The following is a 26,413-nucleotide window of genomic DNA, read 5'->3' on the forward strand; positions in this document are numbered from 1 at the left end:
TTATTAAGTAAAGATGATAATGCTCAATGACCAGAGCATTTGTAGAAATAGTACTATACTCTTCATCCCCTCCTTTTCATTGCAATTTTACAAGCAATAACCGATTATATACCATGAGTAGAATAACCCTCTTTAGGTCATAATTTCATAAAGTATCTCTTACTATTTTCAATAAATAAAAACTTCCACTGCGTACACACACACTTTATTTATAAAACAACAAACGCTATAAAATACACTATTTTTTCAACAAAGTTGAGATAAAATAAAAAATTCTAGCGTGTAAGAGGTTTATAATTTACATGCTTAGGATTAAAAGATTCCGCTCCAAGACGACGAACTTTATCAGCCTCATATTCAGCAAAATTACCTTCAAACCATTCTACATGGCCATCACCTTCAAAGGCCAAAATATGTGTTGCCAATCGATCAAGAAACATACGATCATGCGATATGATAACTGCACAACCGGCGAAATTTTCCAACGCATCTTCCAATGCACCCAATGTTTCAGTATCAAGATCATTTGTCGGTTCATCAAGAAGAAGCACATTTCCCCCCTCTTTTAGAAGTTTCGCCAAATGTACGCGATTGCGCTGCCCTCCTGATAAATTTGCCACCTTCTGCTGCTGATCTGCCCCCTTGAAATTAAAAGCCCCGCAATAAGCGCGGCTATTCATCTCATATTTGCCTAATTTAATAATGTCATTTCCACCAGAAATTTCCTCCCAAACAGTTTTATTCCCCACCAAGGAATCGCGACTCTGATCCACATAACTCATGTGAACTGTTTCACCAATACGTATTTGACCTGAATCGGGCTGTTCCTGTCCCGTCAACATTTTAAACAAGGTCGACTTTCCCATACCATTGGCCCCAATAACGCCGACAATGCCACCAGCAGGAAGTTTAAAAGAAAGAGAATCAATCAATACACGTTCACCATAAGCTTTAGAGAGATTATCAACTTCAATAACAACCTGTCCTAATCTTTCTCCAATAGGAATAATGATTTGCGCCTCTCCAGGACGGCGCTCACGTGCTGCTTGAACCAACTCATCATAAGCCTTAATCCGAGCTTTTGACTTTGCTTGTCGCCCTTTTGGACTAGAAGCGATCCATTCTTGCTCGCGTGATAAAGCACGTTGACGCGCTACCTCTTCACGACCTTCTTGAGCCAAACGCTTGGCTTTAGCCCCCAAATAAGCAGAATAGTTCCCCTCATAAGGAATACCTCTACCGCGATCTAACTCTAAAATCCAACCCGTTACATTGTCGAGAAAATAACGATCATGGGTTATCAAAAGCACGGCCCCAGGATATTCACGTAGATGCCTTTCAAGCCAAGCGGTCGTTTCAGCATCTAAATGGTTTGTCGGTTCATCCAAAAGTAATAAATCAGGTTTTGACAAAAGCAATTTACAAAGTGCAACACGCCGCTTCTCACCACCCGAGAGTTTTGTTACATCCCCATCGGCTGGCGGACAACCAAGAGCAACCATAGCCATTTCCACTTGATTTTCTAAATCCCAAAGATTCTGACTGTCAATAATGTCCTGAAGCTGTGCACTTTCATCAGCCGTTTCTTCGCTATAATTCATCATCAATTCGTTATAACGCTCAAGAATTTCTTGTTTATCTGCAACACCTTCCATCACATTGCCACGCACATCTTTGCTCGCATCAAGCAAAGGTTCTTGTGGTAGATAGCCACAGCGTGCTCCTTCAGAAATCCATGCTTCTCCTGTATATTCCTTATCTAGCCCAGCCATAATACGTAAAATAGTTGACTTCCCTGCACCATTCGGCCCTAAAATACCGATCTTCGCATCTGGATAAAAAGACAAATGAATATTTTCTAGAATTTTTTTATTGCCGTAAGACTTGTTAAGCCCAGCCATATGATAGATAAATTGACGTGCCATAAATTTCTCTTTATATTGTGCGATATTAAAGATTAGGATTTTGAAAAAACTGCTTTTGCTTTTTGAAACTGTACAGTAAATAGCATTTACATCGTATCAAAAGCTTTTCGCTTTATATTGGTACATTTTTTCTAATCTCACAAGCCCCAGTATGGTCCTGAATGCAAAAAAACACCCCCCCAAAAAACAAAAAACAAATCTTTTTAGCTGTACCTGAAACCTGTTATCAAACATTACCTCTCTTTTCCATACCAGGTATAACGTTGTATTTTTATCGTATTAAACCAACTTATCAATGTAATATGGTACCAAAAAGAAAAGCAATTCTCTATGCACCTTCTTTTTTCGCTTTATGGGCTTTACATCACGCAGTAAAAAATCCTTCCCTTTTTTCATCGATTTTTTGCTACGGGAAACAATGGTCTTCCCCCCTTGCCTTGATATGGCTTAAATTACGTTTACAAAACGATCGCCGCCTTATGGGATCTGACGTTCCAAGCCCAATGATCATGAAAGCTTTGCACCAACACGTGGCAAAAAATGGCTACAGTGCACTTCCCATTGGTACGTGGTTACAATTCGTAAAAAACTATAAAACCAATTGTAAAAACTTATCCATCCCCCTCTTTTGGCTTGATAATTATAAAAATAGTATCAATATCCAGCAAATCATTTCAAAACTTCAAGACAAAATATAGCTTTTTAAAAATACGATAAAAGCTCATCTCGTATAGGAATATATTTATGGAAAAAAAAGCCTTAATCGTCATTGATGTTCAAAATGACTTCTTACTAGGTGGAGCACTTGCCGTACCACAAGGTGATGCTATTTTACCCGCCGTCAATAATCTCATAAATCATTTTGACCACGTTATCTTAACCCAAGACTGGCACCCAAAAAACCACTGCAGCTTTGCTTCCTGTTATCCTGAAAAAAAACCCTATGATACCATCATTCTTGACTATGGTCCTCAAATACTTTGGCCTGATCATTGCATACGAGGAACACAAGGAGCAGAATTTCATACATCTCTTAGAGTGGAAAAGGCACAACTTATCCTTAGAAAAGGCTATAATCAAAAAATGGATAGCTATTCTGCTTTTCTTGAAAATGATCAAAAAACACCAACAGGTTTACAAGTTTATCTCAAAGAACACGGTTTTACCAAGCTCACTATGTGTGGCTTAGCAACTGATTTTTGTGTCGGATTTTCTGCTCTTCACGCTATACAATGCGGTTTTAAAGTCAGTGTTTCATTAAATGCCTGTGCTGGTATTGATGTAAACGGATCACTAAACACTATACTTAAAACTATGAACGAAGCTGGTATAGAACTTTTAATGGTCTCTTAAAATATTCTTCTCTAACCTACCATTATAATATACTGATTTATAATAAATAAATTATTTTTCACATATTTAAGTGAGAGTCCAGAATATCGTAAATTCTCTTATTTCAAACCTGTTTCAAAATCATTCTCTTACACGTTACAAAGAGAATCAATGTATGAATAAAAATCATTCAAAAAAACAGTAAAATGCTTCTTATGAACCATAAATAGCAAGAGCTTGTTTATAATATTGAAAGCTGATAAAAAGTATAGCATCAGCTTTCTGTATTATATTTAGGTCAAAAAATACCCTAGAAATTGTACACTATTCCCTTCATGGGGTAGTGTCATGCAATGGACTCAACCTTAAAACAAAAGCAAATAAGCAATAAGATAGTATTTTATTTTGCATAAAAGACTTCTTTCTATTCAAAGATATGGGATAAACAAAAGCGTGAGAAAATAAAAAATCTCCATTACTTAGACACAACATGTTTATCTAATTGACGATACTTAAAACGAATCGAAGAATATAATGCCATCCCAATAATACAGACTCCCACAAGTCCTGTTAAGACTTCAGGAACCGATATAATCGTTTGCAGATACATAATCACCGCAAGAACTAAAATTGCATAAAAAGCACCATGCTCCAAATAACGATAATGCAATAATGTTCCTGATTCAACCAACATAATTGTCATAGAACGAACGTACAATGCACCGATACCAAGACCTATCGCAATAATAAAAAGGTTGTGTGAAAAGGCAAAAGCACCAACCACGCCATCGAAAGAAAAACTAGCATCAAGAACTTCTAAATAAAGAAATGCCCCTACTCCCCTGTGAGCTACTGTTGTTAAAGTCTTTTGAGGAGCATCCAAGAGATGACCGACAGCTTCAACACCGATAAAGGTCAAAAGTCCATAAAGGGCTGCGAATAAAAAAGTTATTTTATCTTCTGCGTCAATCTGACCTGAAACAAATAAGATAAAAATCAAAACAATTGCAATATCAATCCCGACAAGCGCCCCAAACTTTTGAGCAGGTCTCTCTATAACATTAAGCCAATGCACCTCTTTTTCAGAATCAAAAAAATATTTTAAACCAACCATCATAAGGAAAGTTCCTCCAAAAGCCGCAATCCCCATATGCGCATCAGTTAAAACTTCAGCATATCGATGTGGTTCCCATATCGCTAATTTGACTGCCGCAATTGGATTAATCCCAACAGCAACGACAACCACCAATAATGGAAAAACAATTCGCATCCCAAATACAGCTATCAAAATGCCCCATATAAGAAAACGACGACGCCACAACGGATCCATTCTACTAAGGACACGCGCATTGATAATAGAATTATCAAAAGATAAAGAAATTTCCAAAACTCCTAAAACAAAGCAAATAAAAAAATATTTAAGAAAACCACTAATACTTTCCGTTTCAAACCAACCAATAACCCCTCCTAAAAAGACACCAGTAATCGTGAAAAAAAAAGCAAACCCAAAATAACGTAATAGGGACATGATCATTCCTCAAAGTTTATTTTCTAATTCATCTAAAGCACACCCAGTACAAATCCAAAGTTTGCATCTCTTTAAAGTTGTATCCATTAATGCAGAGGTGTATAGAATATATATGGTAAAGTTACATGAAAATTCTCTCACAAAAAGCAAGAGACAAATGTAGGAAACAGAGAATTTTGTTTTGAAATGAATATCAATTGTCAATACAATAAGTGAAAGATTTATTTCTATCCACGAAAATAAAAAATTTAAAAAATTAAAGCTATAAATATTGACATTATATCATAGAATATTAATACATAGTGTGCTTTTATTATTTAATGATTTATACCATGATGATTTACTGAGGGAGATAATTCGTGGCACGTCCTGAAACTGAATCAAAAACCATATTTGGAAAACGTTTACGTTATGTACGTCTTGCTTTAGGCGATCCATCACGTGAAACCTTAGCTAAAAATTTTAGCATGACAAAAAATTCCATTGCTTTTTATGAGCGTGGAGAAAGAGAACCCAATCTTAGTGTCTTACAAACATACCGCACGTTATATGGTGTCAATATTAATTGGCTTTTAACTGGACAAGGAAAAATGTTTGACACCGAATATACAAAAGGTGATTTTGACTGGAGTTATTTTATTAAAAAAATCGAAGGACTGGAAGAAACACTTGCCAACAGTGATCGTAACGAAAAAATAAATCAAGAAAAAATCGACAGTTCTTATGAAAAATTGCAGCAATATTTGTCAAGACAAGGTTTATCAAATGGGCTCAACCCTAAAACTACAGCATCTCTGATCGATATGAAAGCTAAAATGGCCAATTCTTATACCCTTAGCTTATTTATTGATTTACTCATTCGAAGCGTATCCCAAAAAGAGGCTATAGCTAATCAATAAACGTCTATTTCAAAAGAAAAAACAAGAAATGATTAAGCTCTATCAGTATGGAGGAAAGCATTTTTCACTTTATCCATGCTGGTGAAATTTTGTATAATTTATAAAATTTATTTCTATAACGACAATAAAATATTCGTGTTGTAAATGAAAGTACAGTGTCTTTAAATTAAAAAAATAATTTTATAGTATAAAATTCTCATTCATATCTTATTGACAAGAAATTTTTTCTTGTTAAAAGAATAATAGCTCTCATAGAAATTATTTTTTAGGTCAGAAAATTTAAGGGTAATATATTGACGACTTCCTATAGAGACATACATTAATGTTTACAAACGGATTAGTTAAATATTTATCCTGAAAATTATCAGCTATTTTATGAGGTGGGAAGCATGTATTTTGAGGTGTTTCAAGGAGTTCACAATCAATGGTATTGGCGTTTAATTTCAGGAGATGCACAAAAAATTGCTTTTTCTAGTAAAGGTTATCCAACAAAACAAGATATCCTAATCAATATTGAACAAATCAAAGAAATTACACATAAGGCTCTTATTAGAGAACTACAGCCCTAACGTTCTTTACCATTAAAATAAGCGTTTATTTTGCATAATGGTATGTTGAGTTACTTTCGTGACAAGTAAAAAGTGACCGTTTTTCCCTCAATGGGAGGGAGTTTTTGCATTATTTCTGACACTCAATAAATAACAAACACATTTTTGTAGATTATATATTTGTTTTCAATCATACTCAAGTCTCTATAGCGTTTATCAAAAAGAAAATCTCTTAAGTCTTGTATTTTTCATAAAAAATAAACGCACATGAAGAGAAGATAAATCATCAATAATGAAATATAATTACTCTACCAGATATTAATATCTTTTACATTCATATTCCTCTTCTGTATCTGATAATCATAACTGACTTACCCATTTTATCTTCATAAAAAGCAAATATCTCTTTTTTTCTATTATCATGCAATTTTTTATACCTATTAGTTGAAACTATCGTAGCATTTATACCTTACATCTAATAGGAACGCGCAAAATTTTTTCCAGCCATAATATAAAATTGCTGGATTGTACAGACGCGCTTTTTAATAACCAGTATACCTATAAACTGGTTTATCATCATAAACTCTTATTTCATGACCAACGACGCTCTGTCTTATAAATTTAAATGTTTTCATAAAATCAGAGTAAACTTAAATATTCTCTTCCAATACAATCTCTCCATCAGCACCATAATTGGCTTCATTAAAGTCTATCTCTCTCATCATTCCAATCTTCCTAACACATTTCTACTCCCTTTAATGCAAAATATGAATACAATCACTCTTTATCATCTTCATATTTAAGCATTTTTTGATATTTCTTTTCATTTTTTTCATATTTCTTAATTTGTTTTTTCAGTTTTTCAATTGCTTGATCACGTCTTTTAATCACCATACTTTGCTCTCTAATAGCTCTATCTCGTTCTTCAGTCATCTTCATAGAATCTCTTAAAAACTCATGCTTTATTCTTCTAGATTCCTCTTTTAAAACTTTCACTTGACTGCGATAATATAAAGAAAACCGAAATATGATCCCGCTGAACAACAAAACAACAACCATTGCTCCCAATAAAATTTCGTTTACACTCATTTAGATCTCCCTTAATTGTCGCTCAAGTGATCATCCTGACCAATTTGTTTCATCTTCAATCAAAAAAGAATGCAATAAATTGCATATTCCAAGTGTGAACAATCACTCTCGGCATTCTTATTTTCTCCATTAAAGCCATTGATAAATGACGCAAAAAAATCTCTGAAAGCGGCTAAATCTACACGCTTACACCAATTATTTGCGACACATTTATTGACACAAAATACAAAAAATAAGGAACGTCAAATAAAACTAACGACGCAATGCAATCATACAAGCCTTGCCCAAATCGTTCTTATCTTCTTTTTTACGCCATGTGGAATGCGGCTATATATGAAAGTTTTCATTATTACAAAAATCCTCAGTGTCACAAAACACAGCATTTCTGCAAAATTTTGCCTTCCTAAAAATCTTTACATCACCATAAACTAAAGCATCACTATAAACTCGAGCCTTTCTACAATCACGAGTGTCACCATAAAATTCAAAACATTGAGTATTCAAAACTTGATCAAAAAAGACCGCATTAGCGTAAACATATGCATCTCCACTCATATCCAAATAACTATAAAGTGCTTATCTTTCATAAACATGCGAACTCTTACGAACGACTACATAACTATATGTTAATGCATTGTTATCAATAACAATATCATTGTAAACACAGACTTCATTATAAACCGCAGCATCATAAAAACACATTCATCCCCGTAAGGGCATTGATCAAATGTACACCCCCTCCCACACAACCACCTTTGGGACTCAGATTACTTTCCTGTTCAATAAAATATCCAAAATCACTTTTTTTGATATTTCCCAAATTTTTTAACGCATATATACGATACACCATCTGATAGTGATCTAATTTATTACAATAAAGGAGAAATCAGTATTCTTTGCCCATGAATTTACATTTTTTCTACAGCCATTATCCTATCTCTTAAGGCTCTAAAGCTTCGTTATACTCACACACCACCTCAACGCAGAATTTTTTTACAAATTCTGATGTTGGGGTATATCTTGATTTATAATGCTGCTACGTATACTATTACAGTGAAATTTCATAAACATACGAGTGTGTATCGCCATTTCTGGTATACACATTTATTTTTTCACAACCGTGGAACTAAGCAACCATTTTTTATTGATTCGAATCTGAAAGTGTATGGGGACATTTTGTTATTAGTTAAAAACAACTCTATATGCTTCATTAGCGAAGAGCTACACATGGATATTTTCACGCTCCTTGTATCATATATTCTGGATTCGCAACGCAATATTAACGCTATAGCGTAAATATGTAAAGGTCTAAAAATGACAAAGACTGAAAAAGATTGGTTCCAACGTTTAGTTGAATTGATAAAAAGTGACGGACGAACAATGATTGAAATAAGCAGAGCTGCAGGCTGTGGACAAAATTACGTCCAACAAATGATAAATGGAGGAAAGAGGCCTTCAGTAGATAAACTCATGGCTATTTTGAACACACTGGGAAATGCTAGTGCCATATATGTAATAACTGGTTTCAACATCTCCGATGAAGACTTAAAACTCATAACTTTGATTTCGTCTGGAGATAAAAAGAAGATTGAAGCCTTAAATGTTCTGTTGAATGAGCAGAATCTGTAGAATTTTCTACTCTATCCAATATCGCTTGCTTTTGAGACGTCGATAACGACTCCCATTTCACAATAATATCAGATAAAGTTGTTTCAAATTTTTTATCATTCTTCATAGTCATACTCCATGTAGTCAAACTATATAACGCTAAAGCGTTTAAATATATCTCATACCTTAGAAAAAAATATTTGCAATAGGCAGTATGGAAGCAATTGTGTACAAACTTATTTTACAAAATCAGATGAAGTTCTATTAGTCATGTACCATGGTGAAACAGAAAGCATCACACGATCCAAACCTTCTTATAAAAATTGGTATAATCTATCAAAAACGCGAATAATGTTACGCATATCTTGTGATTCGGACCAATAACAAACTAATGTGAAAATATCCCTGAAGACACCCCTGAACTCTATATAAGAGAACACGAAAAAGCTTTTTTGAAAAAAACATATCACAATTTTATTCTACATAGCACCATCTATGTTTTTTAAACAATATTGCAAAGCAAGAATATAACAATGTTATAGGAATAAATTCTTATAAACAGAGTTACACTACCTAAAACTCTGTAACACGTTTATAGGGGAACCTCCCCTCTAAACGCACCTTGTAAATACTAATATAAGTCTCTATCATAAGCAAAAATGATACTCTTAAAAAATAAAATGAATCACCATACATAATCTTGTACGTAAATTGTATGCAGATTTACAACAAGAGAAAAATTTTCTTATGTAAATGAAGAATTATATTTTCAAAGTATGATTTTGAAGAAGAAGTGTACTTTTCCCAAAAAAACATCCTCTCTGCCAATAATTTTTCATATGAAAGAAAACTCATAACAAAGATAAAACTCTCTACACAATCAATACAAAAAAGTGCTAGATTTACCGAAATATTGCCAATCTCTTATGAGAGTAAAATCAAAAAAGACATCTGTTCTTCAATAATAATTCGGATGACATGAAAACTCTATAATTTGAGCATTAAGCAAAAATACACAAAGACAGAAAATAGCATTTTAACGAATTTTCTAATATCATAGAAAACATTTCTTACAGAATAATAAAATGCTTATTACAATAAAATCTGGATGATGCAAAGCGATAGAAACAATCACTCAATTGACTTTTCAAAGAACAATTGATGAAATTCTTTTCAGAAAACACGCCACCGTCACTATGAACAATATGTCTCAAAAATCAAATAGAACTCCTCTTTTGGGAAAAAGAAAATATCAACAAATGTTATCATCGTTGACCCCATCATATATATGAAACCTATGGATCACATTCTCTTATATACAACCTTTCATCACGATAATGCTATTCGAACGTCTAAAAGACATTAACATCACTCAGAAAAAAGTAAATTTAAACTAAATGTTTTTTGAGGCATTTGTTCTAAACAGGTAGAATCTTTAAAATTGGTCCTATTGAGATCTGTTTATTTGCAGAATAAGCATAAATAAACTTATCCAATGAAGCCTTTAGCCTTCTATTTTATGAAGAACATCATACAGAAAAAGTAAAAAAACAGCATATAAATTAAGAAAGTAAATAACGATGCATATCAGTTAATCCAAATGCTAAAATGTTGCAAATGAGAGCACTTCTTTGATGAGACTAAAAAGCATACCATCACTTTATATTAAAGCGACTGATAGAAAAAACAGCAACAAACAATGACAACGGATTTTAGAACAAACAGGAAAATAAATAAATAAAAACAAAAAAGGGAGAATCCCAAAACTTTTATATAAGCTATCCATTTTTCTATTGGCCATTTCCCTATTGGTGGGCCCGGAGGGACTCGAACCCCCAACCAAGCGGTTATGAGCCGCTGGCTCTAACCAATTGAGCTACAGGCCCCACATAGGTTGTTTTTCTCTAAACTAAAATGCCCTATGATACAAGAGCTGACAAAGATTATAACTCATCTTTTTCTCTTTTCTATTGGTTTTTTTTTCAGTGCCCTAATTTCTTTACAAGAACTCTTAAAAATGAGAGAATAGTTAACTAACAAATATAAAGGTATAGATATGATAGAAAAGAAAATTCAACCACTGAAGGGTTCTCTGGTTAAAACAGTTATATTAGCATTTACACTCTTAGCCTCATCATTGACTGTATGTGCTTATGCTGAAGAAAATAAAATGAAAAATGCAACGATTACAGTGACTGCAATCGGAGAAAGTCAAGCTGCACCGGATATGGCAATTATTAATCTAGCCGTTGTGACCTATGACAAAACTGCCCAAAAGGCATTAGCTTCCAATAATCAATCCATCAACGATATTATAAAAGCTTTTAAAAACAATGGCATACAAGCAAATGATTTACAAACATCAGGCTTATCCATTTATCAGTCAACCTCTGATAAACACCACGAAAAAAAGAATAATGAAAAACTCTATCATGTTTCAAATTCTTTAACCGTGCGCATTCGTGATCTTACCAATGCTGGTAAAATCTTTGATCAAGCGATGACACTAGGTGTTAATTCAGTTAACGGTATTACTTTTACCAACGCAGATACAAAGCCATTTTATCAAGAAGCACGTAAAAAAGCCATTACTGAAGCCATTGAAAAAGCGCAAACGATAGCGCAAGCAGCCGATTTGAAATTAGGAAAAATTATTGAAATCACTGAAACGGATGATTATTATCACCCAACACCACGTCTCATGAGTAAAGCAGCAGATGCAAGCTACGCAAATACAAATTTTGCAGGTGGTGAATTAAATTATAATGTGAGCGTCACTGTCGTCTTTGCAATCGATTAAGTCACCAACTGTTGTATAAAAAATCACATTACTAGCCTTCACAGAGAAGACCAGTAATGTGGTGAAGATAATCTTCCTCAGATAATGATTCGTCTTCGTAAACCTCTATCTGACCGCGTGCAGAAATACGCGCTGTATGTACCGTCTGACAATCTCCTGATACCAATGGATGCCACCAATGAAGATCTTTTCCCTCATAAATTAATCTATAAGCACAACTTTCTGGAAGCCAACGCGCTGTTTTAACTGTCGTAATGTCTAGCGATATACAATCTGGTACAATTGATTTACGATGAGCATAATCTCGACACCTGCAGGTTTCCCCATCTAAAAGACGACAAGCAATACTGGTTGTATAAAGGTCACCCGTATCATCGTCCTCAACTTTATGGAGACAACAACGGCCACAGCCATCACAAAGGCTCTCCCATTCAGAAATGGAAATCTCTTCTAATTTTTTTACTTTCCAAAAGAGAAGTTCTCCACTCATAAACTCAGACACACCTTTTTTAATTAAGACGATCTATAAAAAATGAAACGTTTAATTTCTATAATTTTATCTATTTCTGTCTCATAAAAAGATTCAACTCAATGTATACTTTAAACCGTTTTCTTAAAATCTATTTGAATAAAAAGAGAATATTCAAAAAATAGCGCATATAAATGAACATAATCTATTGAAACCTCCCTTTATAAACTGACAAAGAATAAAATGCGTCACCTAAAATGATAGAAAAATTCCGCAACGAATACGCATTTCTCATCAAAAATCCGTATGTTGCAATATAAGTTTATTCTTAATAGATCCCATTTCTTAAGAAACAAGCCGCTACACGCAAGATAATATTTTATCGTTCATTTTTAAATAACTACACACCAGTTTTTGCCCCACATCTGTTATTTTCAGAAAGAGAAATACAAAATTCCAAAGCTAAGAAAAACATTAAAAATCGTAAACTTTCTAAATTATTCAAATTCTTCCCATATTTTCTCAAGAAAACATCCAAATCCAACGTGACGCACCGCCCCCTTCATTAAAAGAAAGAGGGACTTATTAAAATGCACAAGAATTTCTTTATTTAAGAATCGAGAAAACTGCGTAATTTTCGTGAACGGCTAGGATGTTTCAATTTACGAAGTGCCTTTGCTTCAATCTGACGAATACGCTCTCTTGTAACTGAAAATTGTTGTCCTACTTCTTCCAACGTGTGATCTGTATTCATCCCTATTCCAAAACGCATCCGCAAAACACGTTCTTCCCGCGGCGTTAATGAAGCAAGAACGCGTGTTGTCGTATCTCGCAGATTAGCTTGGATAGCTGCATCAATTGGTAATAACGCATTCCTATCCTCAATAAAATCACCCAAATGGGAATCATCTTCATCACCAACAGGCGTTTCGAGTGAAATAGGTTCTTTTGCAATTTTAAGAACTTTTCGTACTTTTTCTAACGGCATAGAAAGCTTGCTAGATAATTCTTCTGGTGTTGGTTCTCGTCCAATTTCATGGAGAATCTGACGCGAGGTACGAACGATTTTATTAATTGTTTCAATCATATGAACAGGGATACGAATAGTACGCGCCTGATCAGCAATTGAACGTGTAATAGCCTGACGAATCCACCATGTTGCATAAGTCGAAAACTTGTAGCCGCGCCGATATTCAAACTTATCCACAGCTTTCATCAAACCGATATTGCCCTCTTGAATAAGATCAAGAAACTGCAAACCACGATTAGTGTATTTTTTTGCAATTGAAATGACAAGACGCAAATTAGATTCTACCATCTCTTTTTTCGCAATTGTTGATTCGCGTTCACCTTTCTGCACCTGCATAACGATCCGACGAAATTCACCAATCGAAATAGCCGTTTCTTGCGCAAGATTTTGTATCTCACTTCGCAGTTTTTGGATTTCTTTTGCTTCACGCATCGAAAACTCTTTCCAACCAGGAGTAGGCAAAGAAGCAATATAATTCATCCAATCTGCGTCCAATTCACGCCCTTGGTATTCTTTTAAAAAATCCTCATGACCAATGCCATAGCTATTAGCAATCCGTTTTAGCTTACCTTCATTATGAATCAATCTCTTATTGATGTCATAAAGCTGTTCAACCAAAGCTTCGATACGATTTTGGTTTAAAGAAAGAGATTTTACTGCTTGAATCAACTCACCCTTTAATTGAATATATTTCTTTTTCTGAGAAGATGTAAGGGCCCCCTCTTTACGCTCTGCCAAACTGCTTTCAACATGCTGATCTTGTAATTTTCGTAATTTCACATAGGTCTGGGCAATAAAATCCAATGTTTCCATAACTTGAGGACAAAGTTCATTTTCCATTGCAGCAAGCGATAAGTTAACATCGTCATCGTCTTCTTCATCATCGTCTTCAATGTTTCTCTCTCCTGCGCTCTCCCCCATATTACGTATACCAGAAGACATTTTTTCTTCTTCTGTCTTATTAACTTCACTTCGCTCAATAACAGGAGCCTGCTTTGCTTCTGGACCAGCATAAGTCGTTTCAAGATCAATAATTTCACGAAGAAGAATACGCTGTTCTTTTAACTCGTCACGCCAGATAATAAGAGCCTGAAAAGTCAAAGGACTCTCACAAAGTCCCGCAATCATTGTCTCACGCCCTGCCTCAATACGCTTAGCAATGGCAATTTCGCCTTCCCGCGAAAGAAGCTCAACAGCTCCCATCTCACGCAAATACATACGCACCGGATCATCCGTACGATCTGTTACTTCGCGTTTATTCGTTGTCGTTGCAATTGCGTGGCTAGAGGCTTCTACTAAATCCCCACCCTCTACCGTAACTTCTTCTTCATAATTTTCAGACTCAACTTCATCCTCATCATCCACAACATTAACCCCCATCTCAGAGAACATCGCCAAGATATCTTCAATTTGTTCGGATGTAACCTCGTCAGAAGGAAGAACTGCATTGAGTTCATCCATTGTTACGTAACCATTTTTTTTGGCAAGTTTAATCATTTTCTTGATGGCATCATCAGAAAAATCAAGAAGAGGACCATCCAAACTCGCTTGGCTTGTTACTTCTGCATTACCTTTCTGTTTAACCTTTGTTGCCATACCATAACTCCACTCGATCACTTCACAGTTTCCATGTGACCAGTTTTTTTGTTCTCACTAAAATCTACCAATAGTTTCTCATATATACTTCCTTTTAAGAGATTACTATTGGAAAGAATACATTTTGTATACGCCTCGACATCCAGACAAACTTGACATCCAGACAAAAACGCGGGAAAACTCCAGAAGTCTCCCCGACACCTCTCAGCCCTTCTGAGATAATCTCTGTACCCTATCGTAAGAACCAATTTCCCGCTTTTCCTAAAATTTAATTGCCATCTTTATGAAAATGTCACTCCCATAAACTTCCTCATCTAAAATTTAAGTGACTGATTCGCATTAAAAAAGCGAATCATTTTATCGCATCTTGCGTATTCCCGTCTATTTTTTCATCCAACCAACTTCCAAACCCTTCAATTAACGCTTCTGTTGCCTGCATCTGCTCCAGCTCATTTTTTATCTCACGAAGCAGATCAAAAACCTCACTCTTAGGATTTTCTACAAGTTGCTCTTTAATATCCTGTAATCTCTTATGTAGGTGGTGTTCTTGAAGATGCAAGTAGACAGCTTGTTTTAATATCGCACGTGCATCCTCTATAGGGGCTCCACCAAAGATAATACGCATACCAATATTTTGCACAAGATGTTTCATACGCTCTAACAGAGCCTTTTGCCCTCTTTTTTCTAAGAGAGCAACCATCGTCTCTTTACCATGAAGCTGTTGATTCCCAAGAATTTCCAACATAGCTTGATGAAAGCACATCAATGGAGTATTTTTTAATTCTAACTCAGAAAGAATTTCAAAATTTTCATACCACAACTCAGGATAGTAAGCTAAAGTGAGTAAAATCACTGCTTCACGCAAAGGAATAGATTGCGAAGAATTTCGTACTATTTCAGAATTTGCTAACAGAGAAAAGGATTGATCTTTAAAGATCCTATTTGGTGAAGATTGATCATATCGCCCTTCCCCCTTTTTTTTCGAAAAAGAGGAACGAAAAAAATCAAAAAGGCGTTTTTTTACATCTTGCAAATAATAGCGACGGACATCTTCATCCTTAATCGTAAAAATTTGTTGTTTTAGTTGTTTTTCTAGCGCTGCTCGTTCTTCTGGAGTTTCAAAATGCTTTCCATAAGTAGATCGCCACCATAAAAGCTCACTCAAAGGAATTGCTTTTTGCAAAAAAGAAGAAAAAAGTTGTGCTCCACCAGTACAAATAATTTCATCAGGATCTTTTCCTTGTGGCAACAAAACAAAGCGTACACAAACCCCAGCCTTTAAAAGAGGCAACACACGATCAGCAACACGAAAAGCAGCTTTTAAACCAGCATCATCACCATCAAAACACAAAATGGGCTCCTTCCCCATCTGCCATAAAAGCTCAATTTGCGCTTCCGTTAATGCTGTCCCTAAGGGCGCTACGACTCCTTCAAAACCAGCTTTAGTCAATGCAATGACATCCATATACCCCTCAACAACAAGGAGTAAATGAATTTTTTCATCGCTAACAAAGCGACTATTTTTGCGAGCCGCTGCCGCGTTATAAAGTATATTTCCTTTATGAAACAGCACTGTTTCAGGGCTGTTGAGATATTTTGCTCGCGTCTCTTTCTCTAATGCACGTCCTCCGAAAGCCACCACACGTCCGCGCAAATCTTCGATAGGAAACATAATGCGATTTCTAAATCGGTCATAAGAATTCGCACTCTCCTCATGTACTGTGAGAAGTCCACATTCTTCCATTTGCTTTATTGAAATGCCCCGTGTACTCAAAGCTTCTTTCAAAGCTGTACGCCTTACCGGTGCAAAACCAATGCGGAAACGCTCTACGAGCTCTGGTGTAACACCACGTGCACCCAGATAATGACGTGCTTGCGCACCTCCTTTATCGCGTAAATTATATTGAAAAAAATCTGTAGCAATTTTCATCACATCATAAAGGACAGCCTTTTCCAGTTGACGTTTATGACTTTGTGAATCCAAAATAGGAAGTTTCATTCCCGCAAAATCAGCCAAACGTTCTACACTTTCTGAAAAGTGCAATCCATCAAGCTCACACAAAAAGGTAAAAATATCTCCACTGACACCACAACCAAAACAATAATAGCGCCCTTTATGATCATCACAATGAAAACTTGGCGTTTTTTCACCATGAAATGGACAACAACACCAAAAGTCTCCCCGTGAAGGCTTACTTTTTCGAGGATCAAAATCCACCCGTTGACCAATCACTGTTGAAATTGGGAGTCTCGTACGCAGTTCATTAAGGAAATCGGGCGGAAAACGCATTATCTCTCACAGAGTTTGAAAATTCTTTTTTGCATATTTAACGACTTTAGAGCATAATTCCAATACTTCCTCTTAAGCAGTTGTAAAATTTTAAACTCTCAACTGCATATAATTTTAGAAATGGAGAGTGAAAAGTGATCGAATTTATTGTTCAATATCCGTGGTTAGAGGCTATTTCTTGGCTTATTATTCTTATTATAGTTTCCCTTTTAGTCAACTTTCTAGGACGAAAATTACTTATTCACGGAGCAAAAAAACTCTCTTCTTTTCTCCCCAAAAATACAACTATCGATATTAATAATGCTATTCAATACATAGCGAATATCATTTCAGCCTTTATTATTTCAGTTGGTGTTAATTTTATACCAACACTGCCCAATGCATTCAGTACTGTCATCGGTAATGTTGCTAACGCCTTCATTATCTTTTTTGTTGTTCTGACAATTTCTGCCTGTCTCAATGTCATTAACATTCTCTACGAACAACGACCAACAGCACGGTTAAAACCAATAAAAGGTTATATTCAAATTGCTAAAATTGCACTTTTTGCTGTTGCGACAGTTTTAATGGTCGCTACATTGATTGACCGCTCCCCTCTTATTCTCTTCTCCGGTCTTGGTGCAATGGCCGCGGTTCTCATGTTAATTTTTCAAGATACGCTTCTTTCTCTCGTTGCCGGTATTCAAATTTCATCCACTGATATGGTTCGCGTTGGTGATTGGATTGAAATTCCTAATCTCGGAGCCGATGGTGATGTTATTGAAATTGCCCTGCATACTGTTAAAGTTCAAAATTTCGACAACACCATCACCTCAGTTCCTATCCGTAAACTTGTGACTGACCCTTTTAAAAATTGGCGTGGAATGCAAGAATCGGGTGGAAGACGCATCAAACGCTCCCTTTTTATTGATCAATCAAGTATCCATTTTCTGACAAAAGAAGAACAAAAATATCTTGCCCGATTTAATTTATTAGAAAATTATTTCACGCAAAAAGTAGCAGAAATTGATCAATGGAACGCTCAATTAGATAAAAATCACGATGTCTTAGCCAATACGCGCCGTTTAACCAACATTGGAACTTTTCGTGCTTATGTTTTTGCTTATCTACAACAGCATAGAAACATCAACCCTAATATGACCTTTATGGCACGGCAATTACCTCCTACAGAAAATGGTTTACCCTTAGAAATTTATTGCTTTACGAACACCACCATTTGGATAGACTATGAACAAATTCAAGGTGATATTTTTGATCACCTTTATTCCATTCTTCCCTGTTTTGGTCTAAAGGTTTTTCAAAATCCAAGCGGTTATGATTTTAATCAAGTATTAAAAGCAAAAGCGAAATAAAAACGATAAACTTTAATTTATCAATTTTGAGGCAAACATATTCATAAAAACAGAGAAAGAATAAAGTATCATGAATGGTTCATTGGTACTCCTTCATCTTGCCGGCGCTATTTCTTTACTTCTCTGGGCCACACGCATGGTGCGCACAGGAATTGAACGCGCCTATGGTGACAGACTTAAATATAAAATGTGCCACGTCATTTCAAAACCATTATTTGCTGTAAGTTTTGGGCTTTTTACAGCAATGATTTTACAAAGCTCTACAGCAATAACGCTCCTCGTTGGTTCTTTCGTTGAATCTGGTTTTGTCTCTGGAGTAGCAGGACTTATGGCTATACGTGGAGGAGAATTAGGATCAGCAATCGTTGTTAAAATTCTTACCTATGATCTCACACTTGTTGTGCCCCTTTGTCTTTTAATTGGCACTTGTATCTTCATGACAACAGAAAAACGTGAGTGGCGTCAAATAGGACGTATTGTCATCGGTATTGGTCTTTTGATTTTATCTTTAGAGATGATAAGTACAGCGACAGAACCTTTACGTGAAAGCGAAATTTTGCCTAGCATCATTCGTTATCTTTCAACCGATCCTGTTTCCACTTTTTTGTTGGCTGCTGGCTTAACCTACCTCTTACATTCATCTATTGCAGGAATCATTTTGCTGGTCAATTTTGCCAACTACGATCTGATCCATACACAACTCTGTATTGTCATGGTTCTTGGTGTCAACTTTGGCTCTTCTCTTATAGCACCACTTTTAACGCGCAACGCCTCTCCTAAGACCCGCCTCGTTCCCTTAGGAAATTTACTCATGCGTGGGGCCGGTTCAATCCTTGTACTTATCTTATTTCTCTCCTTTCACCCTCCCATCACATGGCTTGGCAATAACGCCTCTACTCAAGTGATCAACGCCCACATTATTTTTAATGTTTTCATTCTCTTTGCTGGAATACCGCTTTCAAAATGGGTTTTAAAATTAACCACTCAAATTGTTCATATAAGTGCAAAAAAAACGCAAGCCGATAAAACGCTCAATTTATCGGATCAAACAGCTCTTGATGACAGTGTTCTTGAACGCCCCTCTCTCGCTCTCTCGAATGTCATGCGTGAAGTCATTCATATTTGTGATCTTGTAGACATCATGCTAGAAAAAATCATGGGGCTTTATGAAAATCCTGATCCCAATATTATTTGTGAACTCAACCAACTCAATACTATATTGGACAAAAAACATATCGCTATCAAACTTTATCTTGCACGATTAGCGGGACAAAAGTTATCTGACGAAGAAGCTCTTCAAACGCAAGAACTTCTAGGCGCCTGTATAAAATTAGACCAAGCAGGCGATATCATTATTCATAATATGCTGATGCTGGTTAAAAAGAAACAACAAAAAGGTTTACAATTCAGCAGCGAGGGCTGGAGTGATCTCCTTGGTTTCCACGCCATTGTACTAGCCAACGCGCATATAGCATTTAACGTTCTCGTCTCACGAGATACTCACACTGCACACCTATTGGTACAAAAAAAAGATCAACTACGAAATTTAGAAAAAGAGATGAGTTTAAAACATTTTAAACGTTTGCGTGAAGGGGATCTCAAAAATGTAGAATCATCCAGTCTTCATCTCGACACTGTCCGTGACCTCAAACAAATCAACTCTCTTTTGACCTCAATGATCTACCCCATTTTAGAAGAACATGGACTTCTTCAAAGTTCTCGCCTACGCAACCCTGCTGAAGAACAAACAGAAAAACCTTAAACTTTTAAAACAACTTGAATAAGAAACACATCACATCGATTATTCAATTTTTAATATGGTCAAGATATTGATCTAATCAAAATATTTTATTATTTGACAATTTAAAAGAGCTGGCTTCATCGTAAATTTCTTTCATTTAAAATCTATTCATGATGAATTACTCAAAGTCATTTGCTTGCACATTAAACACAAAGCAGCATGTAGAATAGAACTCTTGAAGAAAGACGTAAAAATGTCTAACCCTCTCAAAGCCAAGACTGTTAAACACATAAAGAGAAGGTCAAGAGTATGATGGTTCCAACCTAAACTCGCCTTGTAAAAAGGGAATCGCTTCACAGTAGCAGCGAAAACAGAAGTTACTTTATAAGGAATGCACCCCCCACAAAAACGCAACGTTTATATCAAGATTGGTAGAAGTTCAACCTATACAACCATTCTATAACGTGTCAACAAAACAGTTTTAATTTCATTTCAAACATCATTGATATCAATTGGCAAGCTCCAAACTTTTAAATATCCATTTTACTTATTGCTTTAATCACAATTGTTTTTTAAAAGTTAAGAGAGAGCTTTAAAAAAGCTTATAAATACACTTTATGACTTATTAAACCACTTTCACTAATATTTTCTTATTTTATTCATATTTCTTAATTAATTAATTTATTTATAAATTAAAATGTATTATATATTTATACTTATTAAGTATTAATCTGATATAAATGTGAATATTATTTCAATATAAAGGAAAATAATAAGTAAAATCTTTAACAGAAATATCGTTTCCACTGGGTAAAAAAGGAATAAACCTTGATTTTTACAAAATTTACTCTAGTTACAATTTAAATTCAGGAAAAGGAGGGTATCATGGAAAATACAACCATAGGTTGGATTGTAGCTATTATTATCGGCGGGATTGCAGGTTGGGCTGCACAGTATATTATGAAAAGCCAAACAGGAATATTGTTAAATATTATCTTAGGGATTATTGGCGCTGCGCTAGCAAGCTTTCTTTTTAGTCTTTTAGGTGTAAGTTTTGTTGGTTGGCTTGGCTATCTTATTTCAGGTTTTATAGGAGCCTGTATTCTTATATGGGTAGGACAAAAAATTCGATCATAGAACATTTGTTTTTTATACCTTTTGGAATTCAATAAAAAACTGGGAAGCAACGAGCAAAGTTTGAAATATTTCCCTATAATTCGTTGTTACCAGTTTTGATATAATGGTGAGATGCTTAAGCTACGATTTTTGACATACACCATCACTGTATTTTAAAACGAAATGCATTAAAGACCTTTATAACGCACCATTTCATACCTATATAAACTTATACATATCAGGAGAGATATATTGCGTTATTTTAACGAAATACGAACTTATTTTTGTACCACGTGCACAAATCCAGCTCATCTCACTGTAATAACAAATCCATAAGCTTACAAAAATCACTAACAATGATTAAAGATTCTACCGCATAACACTTAACGCCTATACACTCTATCAACAATACCCTTTTTACCGAAAAACTCGAAGAGCTTTTTTGCATTTTTAAGAAATAATAGAGAGAAGGTAAGAAAAAAATGATAAAGAAATTTTTCCTAAGCTGTAAAATAAAATAATATCTAAAATAAATATAAAATTTAAATGATGAATATTATTTCAAATTTATTTTTCATAATAAAAATATATAAATATTAATGTAAATTTATTATAAATAATACTACACATTATATAATATGAAGTAATTTTTTATAATTTTAATAATATAAAATATTTTAAAGTTTTCCAAAATATATGCATTACTATAAACTTCTTGATTACAAAAAATACAATCTCCTTTACACCTCAATTCAAAAGAGTTGAATATCTCTTCACTTTCTAAATTATAAAATAAAGTTTTGTTTCTATTAAAATTTCCTCTTTATATCATCTTACATATTACATAGATGAATTTTTATCTCTTCTTTATATGCGTTACAAACGAATTTTAAAGTACAAAACATTTTTCCTATTGCTCTCATGCGATAAAGAAAATTCCATAATGCATTGCCTGAAAGCACCTTCGATAAAACATAATACCTTATTTTGCTTTTTTAATGAAAATGATCCTATAATATATATTTCCCGTATATCGTCTTTTAAAGACCTTTGCTTTAAACTTTCCCTTTGATATCTTCCTGTTAAAATCTTGCTGCTTTTATACTCCTTGTATTACAATAGAGCTATCTATTTAGTTCACCTAACATAACATATGGAATAAGACTTTAGATGTGGAGTAAAATGATGTCTGATCTTGAAGATTCTATCTTACCACCTCTAAGGTGGTTCTCTGATCAAAATCCTCCAATACCAGAAAACATTCGCAATTGGCTCATGGAATCGGGCTCAATGACGCTTCGATTAAAGAAATATTGTACCTGCCTCCAAGTTCAACCACAACGCGAATGTTTTATTACGCGAGATAAATTAACAGAAGAAGCAGAGCATCTCCCTGAAAGTGCGCGTTATTGGCTACGCGAAATCATATTGATGGGAGATAATAAACCTTGGCTCCTTGGACGCACTGTAATTCCACAAGACACCCTCCTACACAATCAAGCCTTGATGCATTTGGGAACTGTACCTCTAGGACATTATCTATTTAACAATGACAAATTAACCCGCGATTACATTCATATTGGTCAACAAGGTGCGCTATGGGCACGCCGTTCCCGTTTGCGGTTAACGGGTAAGCCATTGTTGCTAACTGAACTATTTTTAACAGATTCACCACTGTATCCCCACAAATAGAGGTTTCTCATTTTATGCTGCATAATTTACAGATTTTATATAGATTATAAGGAGTTTAATCAGAGAAAAGAATTTCAAAATCATCTCAAAACACATTACAAACAAAGACTTCTTGTCAAATATCTTTTCATTTCATCAACTCAGCTTAAAAATGTCTTCCATAAAAAACGTTTTAAAGTTATGATTTTCTTACCATTAAAACCAGCGCTTGAATTAAGAAGATACACACCATATTGATAAAATCATCTACATTTAAATTTCTTGCCGAATAATCACCACTCTAAAAATACGGCAACTCTTTATCAAACAAATGCTTTGAAACCGCAAAAAAGAGAACAATACACTTCCCAAAAATTGAAAATCTGTATCAATTAGCTTAATCATCCTATTTTAAAATTTTTAACAATGCAGACAATAGATCTTTTTTTAAAAAGTAAAAAATCTGTAATTTTTTGTTTTTCAAATAATCTAACAGCTTTGAAGAACAGAAAAATATAATAAATAAAAGATATTTTATTGCTCTATGAGCTCCAAAAAAGATTCGTTTATATCAAAAAAATTATTTTTTGATAATAGTATGTATGTACAAGATAAATGACATTTACCAACATCCCACTGACTTACAAAGGCGACGCACAATAAAAAATATTTTCCAATCCTCTTGAATTAATAAGATCTATTGCAATTTCTTACGAAGACTATCGCACACTTTAGAAAAATTCATTTGCCCCGCATACCGTTCCTTAAGCCATGCCATCACCTTACCGATATCGCGTAATTTCTCAGCTTTTGTTTGTGACAAAGCTTCACAAAGAACCTGTTCTACTTCCATCTCCTTAAGTTGATAGGGAAGAAATTCACGAATAACTGCTATTTCTGCTTGTCCTCTCTCTTCTAATTCCAAGCAACCAGACTCTTTATAGACTCGCGTCAATTCTTCACGTTGTTGAAGCATTTTAGTGAAAACAGACTGTATCTGCTGATCATCCACTTCTAGCTTCCCTTGATCATAATAAAGAATATCACGATCCCTAACTGCAGCATCCATTAAACGAAGTGTAGCAAGACGCGCACTATCTTGCGCTTTCAAAGCATCCCTAAGAGCCCCATCAAGCTGGTTACGCAACATAAATTTATCCAATTTTGTTCAAGAAAAAAGTGCCTTTTAACCAATCTTTATCCATCTTGCAATGGAGGATAAAAAAATAATTAAGGACTCGATCTTCGAAAAGCTAAAACAAGGCTTTACCTCTTCATGGAATGTACTTATACTGCCTATTTCAAGCGAAACGTTACCAGAATAATATACACAGCATCTGTTAAAGGTATGATTTTTGTGTAAAGTTGATCATTATACCTTTCTGAGAGTAAATTGTGGATACAACTATGATACAAACGACTTCACCTAGCAGCCCTTGGAGTATCAAAAAACCGACAGCCCTCTTAGTCTTAGCTGATGGAACCGTTATTGAAGGCAAAGGAGCAGGTGCTACAGGTATTGCTGAAGCTGAAGTGTGTTTTAACACCGCTATCACGGGCTATGAAGAAATCCTCACAGACCCGTCATACACACAACAAATCGTTAATTTTACTTTTCCTCATATAGGAAATGTAGGGGCAAATAGTGAAGATATTGAAGCTCTCACTCCTCTCAATTGTCATGGTGCTGTTGGCGCTATTTTCAAGGCAGACATTACACATCCCTCAAATTATCGTGCCAATGAAAATCTTCATCAATGGCTTAAAACGCGTAAAATTATTGCACTTTGTGGTATTGACACACGTGCGCTCACAATTCTTATTCGTGAAAAAGGTACGCAAAATGCTGTCATTGCACATGATTCTAATGGAAATTTTGATATTCCTTCTTTAAAGAAACGTGCGCAAAAATGGCACGGTCTCATCAATCTTGACCTTACGAAAGACGTAACATCTCAATCATCAATGCAATGGGATGAAAAACCATGGAGTTGGAATAAAGGATACGGTACAAACAATGTGCACAATCTTCATATCATTGCAATTGACTATGGTATTAAACGCAATATTCTTCGCCTTATGGCAACACAAAAAGCACGCATTACTGTTGTGCCTGCCCACACAACTGCAAAAGAAATTCTAGCAATGAACCCTGATGGCGTTTTTCTTTCTAATGGACCAGGAGACCCTGCAGCTACGGCTCAATATGCCATTCCAACGATCAAAACATTAATTAATCATAATTTACCAATTTTTGGAATATGTCTTGGTCATCAACTTCTCGCTCTTACGGTTGGTGCAAAAACCGTGAAAATGCACCAAGGACATCATGGTGCCAACCACCCAGTTAAAGACCTCAACACTGGAAAAGTTGAGATTGTATCGATGAATCACGGTTTTGCCGTAGATTCTGGCTCTTTACCACAACATGTTCAAGAAACACATATTTCTCTCTTTGATGGTTCAAACTGTGGTATTCGAATCATTGGAAAACCAGTTTTTTCTGTTCAATATCACCCCGAAGCTTCTCCTGGACCACAAGATAGCCACTATCTCTTTCAGCATTTCTGTGATCTGATTATGAATTATAAAAAAATATCTTAAAATAAAATGCCTCACCTTCTAGCTTCTCTCCTTTAAATTATATCATATTCCTACGCACAATTATATTATTTTTATACCTACAACTTATTGAATAAGTGTTATTATTTATCATTTTGTAACTAAAATGAGAGTACTGAATAGCTTAAATTTTTCTCATTCCTCTCCTCTTAGGATTGTATCCATCAAAACCATTGGCTTCCCCCAAGCAAGATAAGTGTGCCAATAAAAACATTTTTAAAAAGAGTAAAGTGCCTAACCATACCAAGAGCTAAGAGCTATCGGAACATTGGAAACTGGCAAAGTGAACGATGATACTGCATCTTTTATATACGTAAAGGGAGCAATATACAGGGGATCTTATATCATTAACAGTAACTTTTACCTTATATTCTTCATTGGCACTATCGCAAAATTAGTGCGAACGCATTGAAAGCTATTCCTTCAAATAAGTATTGGATTCACAATACAATTTTAAGCATTATATTTTGCATGAGAAGCATAATTCCTATTAAAGAATAAAAAAATTAAAGTGTGAGACAATGCAACAAATCTCTACTTTTTAAAAGATATTACCGTAGATAGTCTTGAAAGCTATAAAGCCGAATAAAAAAGTGATGACAAAACAGGAAGCGGCTTTTCAATTTTACAACTTTATTAAATTTGGAATTGTTCGCACAGTACTGATACATCTAACGTAGATACGTTTTAATCTTTGTTTTCAATATGTTACTGCATTAGTACTGGATATTAATTTGAAAGCAATAGAAAAAATACGAACTCCATTATACAAACAATATCACAAAAAACTTTCTGCC

General features: G+C 34.9%; 19 protein-coding genes and 1 tRNA gene. 11 read left to right on the plus strand and 9 right to left on the minus strand.

The genetic code is table 11. From position 1 onward, the window contains the following. Positions 1-275: 275 nt before the first annotated feature. Positions 276-1,925: an energy-dependent translational throttle protein EttA gene (ettA, locus tag ACFIJ0_RS06945; RefSeq protein ID WP_375623036.1), complete on the minus strand. Its 1,650-nt coding sequence runs from the start codon at positions 1,923-1,925 to the stop codon at positions 276-278. Positions 1,926-2,086: 161 nt separating this feature from the next. On the opposite strand from ettA, the gene ACFIJ0_RS06950 reads away from it, so the two are divergent. Together ACFIJ0_RS06950 and pncA are read left to right on the plus strand one after the other, a co-directional pair. Next, positions 2,087-2,623, plus strand: coding sequence for a hypothetical protein (locus tag ACFIJ0_RS06950; protein ID WP_375623038.1), 537 nt, complete (start codon positions 2,087-2,089; stop codon positions 2,621-2,623). Positions 2,624-2,669: 46 nt separating this feature from the next. Next, positions 2,670-3,278 carry a bifunctional nicotinamidase/pyrazinamidase gene (gene pncA, locus ACFIJ0_RS06955; protein ID WP_375623040.1) on the plus strand — a complete coding sequence of 203 codons (609 nt, stop codon included), beginning with the start codon at positions 2,670-2,672 and terminating at the stop codon, positions 3,276-3,278. 454 nt (positions 3,279-3,732) lie between these two features. Here the strand turns inward: pncA and ACFIJ0_RS06960 are convergent, their stop codons facing one another. Further along, positions 3,733-4,785, minus strand: coding sequence for a DUF475 domain-containing protein (locus ACFIJ0_RS06960; RefSeq protein WP_375644295.1), 1,053 nt, complete (start codon positions 4,783-4,785; stop codon positions 3,733-3,735). A gap of 359 nt (positions 4,786-5,144) precedes the next feature. On the opposite strand from ACFIJ0_RS06960, the gene ACFIJ0_RS06965 reads away from it, so the two are divergent. Then, a complete protein-coding gene (locus tag ACFIJ0_RS06965; RefSeq protein ID WP_375623044.1) occupies positions 5,145-5,684 on the plus strand; it encodes a helix-turn-helix domain-containing protein in 540 nt (179 codons plus the stop codon). A gap of 389 nt (positions 5,685-6,073) precedes the next feature. Further along, positions 6,074-6,253 carry a YegP family protein gene (locus tag ACFIJ0_RS06970; protein WP_375623046.1) on the plus strand — a complete coding sequence of 60 codons (180 nt, stop codon included), beginning with the start codon at positions 6,074-6,076 and terminating at the stop codon, positions 6,251-6,253. Between the two features lie 756 nt (positions 6,254-7,009). On the opposite strand, the gene ACFIJ0_RS06975 is transcribed toward ACFIJ0_RS06970, so the two are convergent. Then, on the minus strand, positions 7,010-7,321 hold the full coding sequence (locus ACFIJ0_RS06975) for a hypothetical protein (RefSeq protein WP_375623048.1): 312 nt from the start codon (positions 7,319-7,321) through the stop codon (positions 7,010-7,012). A 1,314-nt stretch (positions 7,322-8,635) separates the two neighbouring features. Between ACFIJ0_RS06975 and ACFIJ0_RS06980 the strand changes: the two genes are divergently transcribed. Next, positions 8,636-8,950: a helix-turn-helix domain-containing protein gene (locus ACFIJ0_RS06980; protein ID WP_007347852.1), complete on the plus strand. Its 315-nt coding sequence runs from the start codon at positions 8,636-8,638 to the stop codon at positions 8,948-8,950. Here ACFIJ0_RS06980 and ACFIJ0_RS06985 read toward each other — a convergent pair. Together ACFIJ0_RS06985 and ACFIJ0_RS06990 are read right to left on the minus strand one after the other, a co-directional pair. Beyond that, a complete protein-coding gene (locus tag ACFIJ0_RS06985) occupies positions 8,874-9,056 on the minus strand; it encodes a hypothetical protein (RefSeq protein ID WP_015856659.1) in 183 nt (60 codons plus the stop codon). The two genes, ACFIJ0_RS06980 and ACFIJ0_RS06985, sit on opposite strands and share 77 nt — an antisense overlap. A gap of 1,682 nt (positions 9,057-10,738) precedes the next feature. Continuing rightward, positions 10,739-10,815 (minus strand) — tRNA-Ile (locus tag ACFIJ0_RS06990). Positions 10,816-10,985: 170 nt separating this feature from the next. On the opposite strand from ACFIJ0_RS06990, the gene ACFIJ0_RS06995 reads away from it, so the two are divergent. Then, the gene (locus tag ACFIJ0_RS06995; protein WP_375623050.1) at positions 10,986-11,729 is read left to right on the plus strand and encodes an SIMPL domain-containing protein; all 744 of its coding nucleotides are present in this window, start codon (positions 10,986-10,988) and stop codon (positions 11,727-11,729) included. A gap of 31 nt (positions 11,730-11,760) precedes the next feature. Here ACFIJ0_RS06995 and ACFIJ0_RS07000 read toward each other — a convergent pair whose 3' ends face one another. From ACFIJ0_RS07000 to dnaG, 3 genes are all read right to left on the minus strand, one after another. Further along, on the minus strand, positions 11,761-12,219 hold the full coding sequence (locus ACFIJ0_RS07000) for a YcgN family cysteine cluster protein (RefSeq protein ID WP_375623052.1): 459 nt from the start codon (positions 12,217-12,219) through the stop codon (positions 11,761-11,763). Positions 12,220-12,808: 589 nt separating this feature from the next. Continuing rightward, positions 12,809-14,824, minus strand: a complete 2,016-nt coding sequence (rpoD, locus tag ACFIJ0_RS07005) for an RNA polymerase sigma factor RpoD (RefSeq protein WP_375623090.1) — start codon at positions 14,822-14,824, stop codon at positions 12,809-12,811. A gap of 352 nt (positions 14,825-15,176) precedes the next feature. Next, positions 15,177-17,114, minus strand: coding sequence for a DNA primase (dnaG, locus tag ACFIJ0_RS07010; RefSeq protein ID WP_375623054.1), 1,938 nt, complete (start codon positions 17,112-17,114; stop codon positions 15,177-15,179). A 134-nt stretch (positions 17,115-17,248) separates the two neighbouring features. Here dnaG and ACFIJ0_RS07015 point away from each other — a divergent pair, with 134 nt between their 5' ends. From ACFIJ0_RS07015 to ubiC, 4 genes are all read left to right on the plus strand, one after another. After that, positions 17,249-18,466 (plus strand): mechanosensitive ion channel family protein, encoded by a 1,218-nt coding sequence (locus tag ACFIJ0_RS07015; RefSeq protein WP_375623056.1) that lies wholly within the window; start codon positions 17,249-17,251, stop codon positions 18,464-18,466. Positions 18,467-18,536: 70 nt separating this feature from the next. Beyond that, entirely contained in the window at positions 18,537-20,228 is a 1,692-nt protein-coding gene (locus ACFIJ0_RS07020) for a Na/Pi cotransporter family protein (RefSeq protein ID WP_375623058.1), read from the plus strand. A gap of 864 nt (positions 20,229-21,092) precedes the next feature. Then, positions 21,093-21,344, plus strand: a complete 252-nt coding sequence (locus ACFIJ0_RS07025) for a GlsB/YeaQ/YmgE family stress response membrane protein (protein ID WP_375623059.1) — start codon at positions 21,093-21,095, stop codon at positions 21,342-21,344. A gap of 1,161 nt (positions 21,345-22,505) precedes the next feature. After that, positions 22,506-23,015 carry a chorismate lyase gene (gene ubiC, locus ACFIJ0_RS07030; RefSeq protein ID WP_375623061.1) on the plus strand — a complete coding sequence of 170 codons (510 nt, stop codon included), beginning with the start codon at positions 22,506-22,508 and terminating at the stop codon, positions 23,013-23,015. A 676-nt stretch (positions 23,016-23,691) separates the two neighbouring features. Here ubiC and ACFIJ0_RS07035 read toward each other — a convergent pair. Continuing rightward, positions 23,692-24,144: a GatB/YqeY domain-containing protein gene (locus ACFIJ0_RS07035; protein ID WP_375623063.1), complete on the minus strand. Its 453-nt coding sequence runs from the start codon at positions 24,142-24,144 to the stop codon at positions 23,692-23,694. Positions 24,145-24,401: 257 nt separating this feature from the next. Here ACFIJ0_RS07035 and carA point away from each other — a divergent pair, with 257 nt between their 5' ends. Further along, entirely contained in the window at positions 24,402-25,598 is a 1,197-nt protein-coding gene (carA, locus tag ACFIJ0_RS07040; protein WP_375623065.1) for a glutamine-hydrolyzing carbamoyl-phosphate synthase small subunit, read from the plus strand. Positions 25,599-26,413 lie beyond the last annotated feature (815 nt).

This window comes from Bartonella sp. OC68QHHN, assembly GCF_042193875.1.
Lineage (GTDB): Bacteria > Pseudomonadota > Alphaproteobacteria > Rhizobiales > Rhizobiaceae > Bartonella > Bartonella grahamii_A.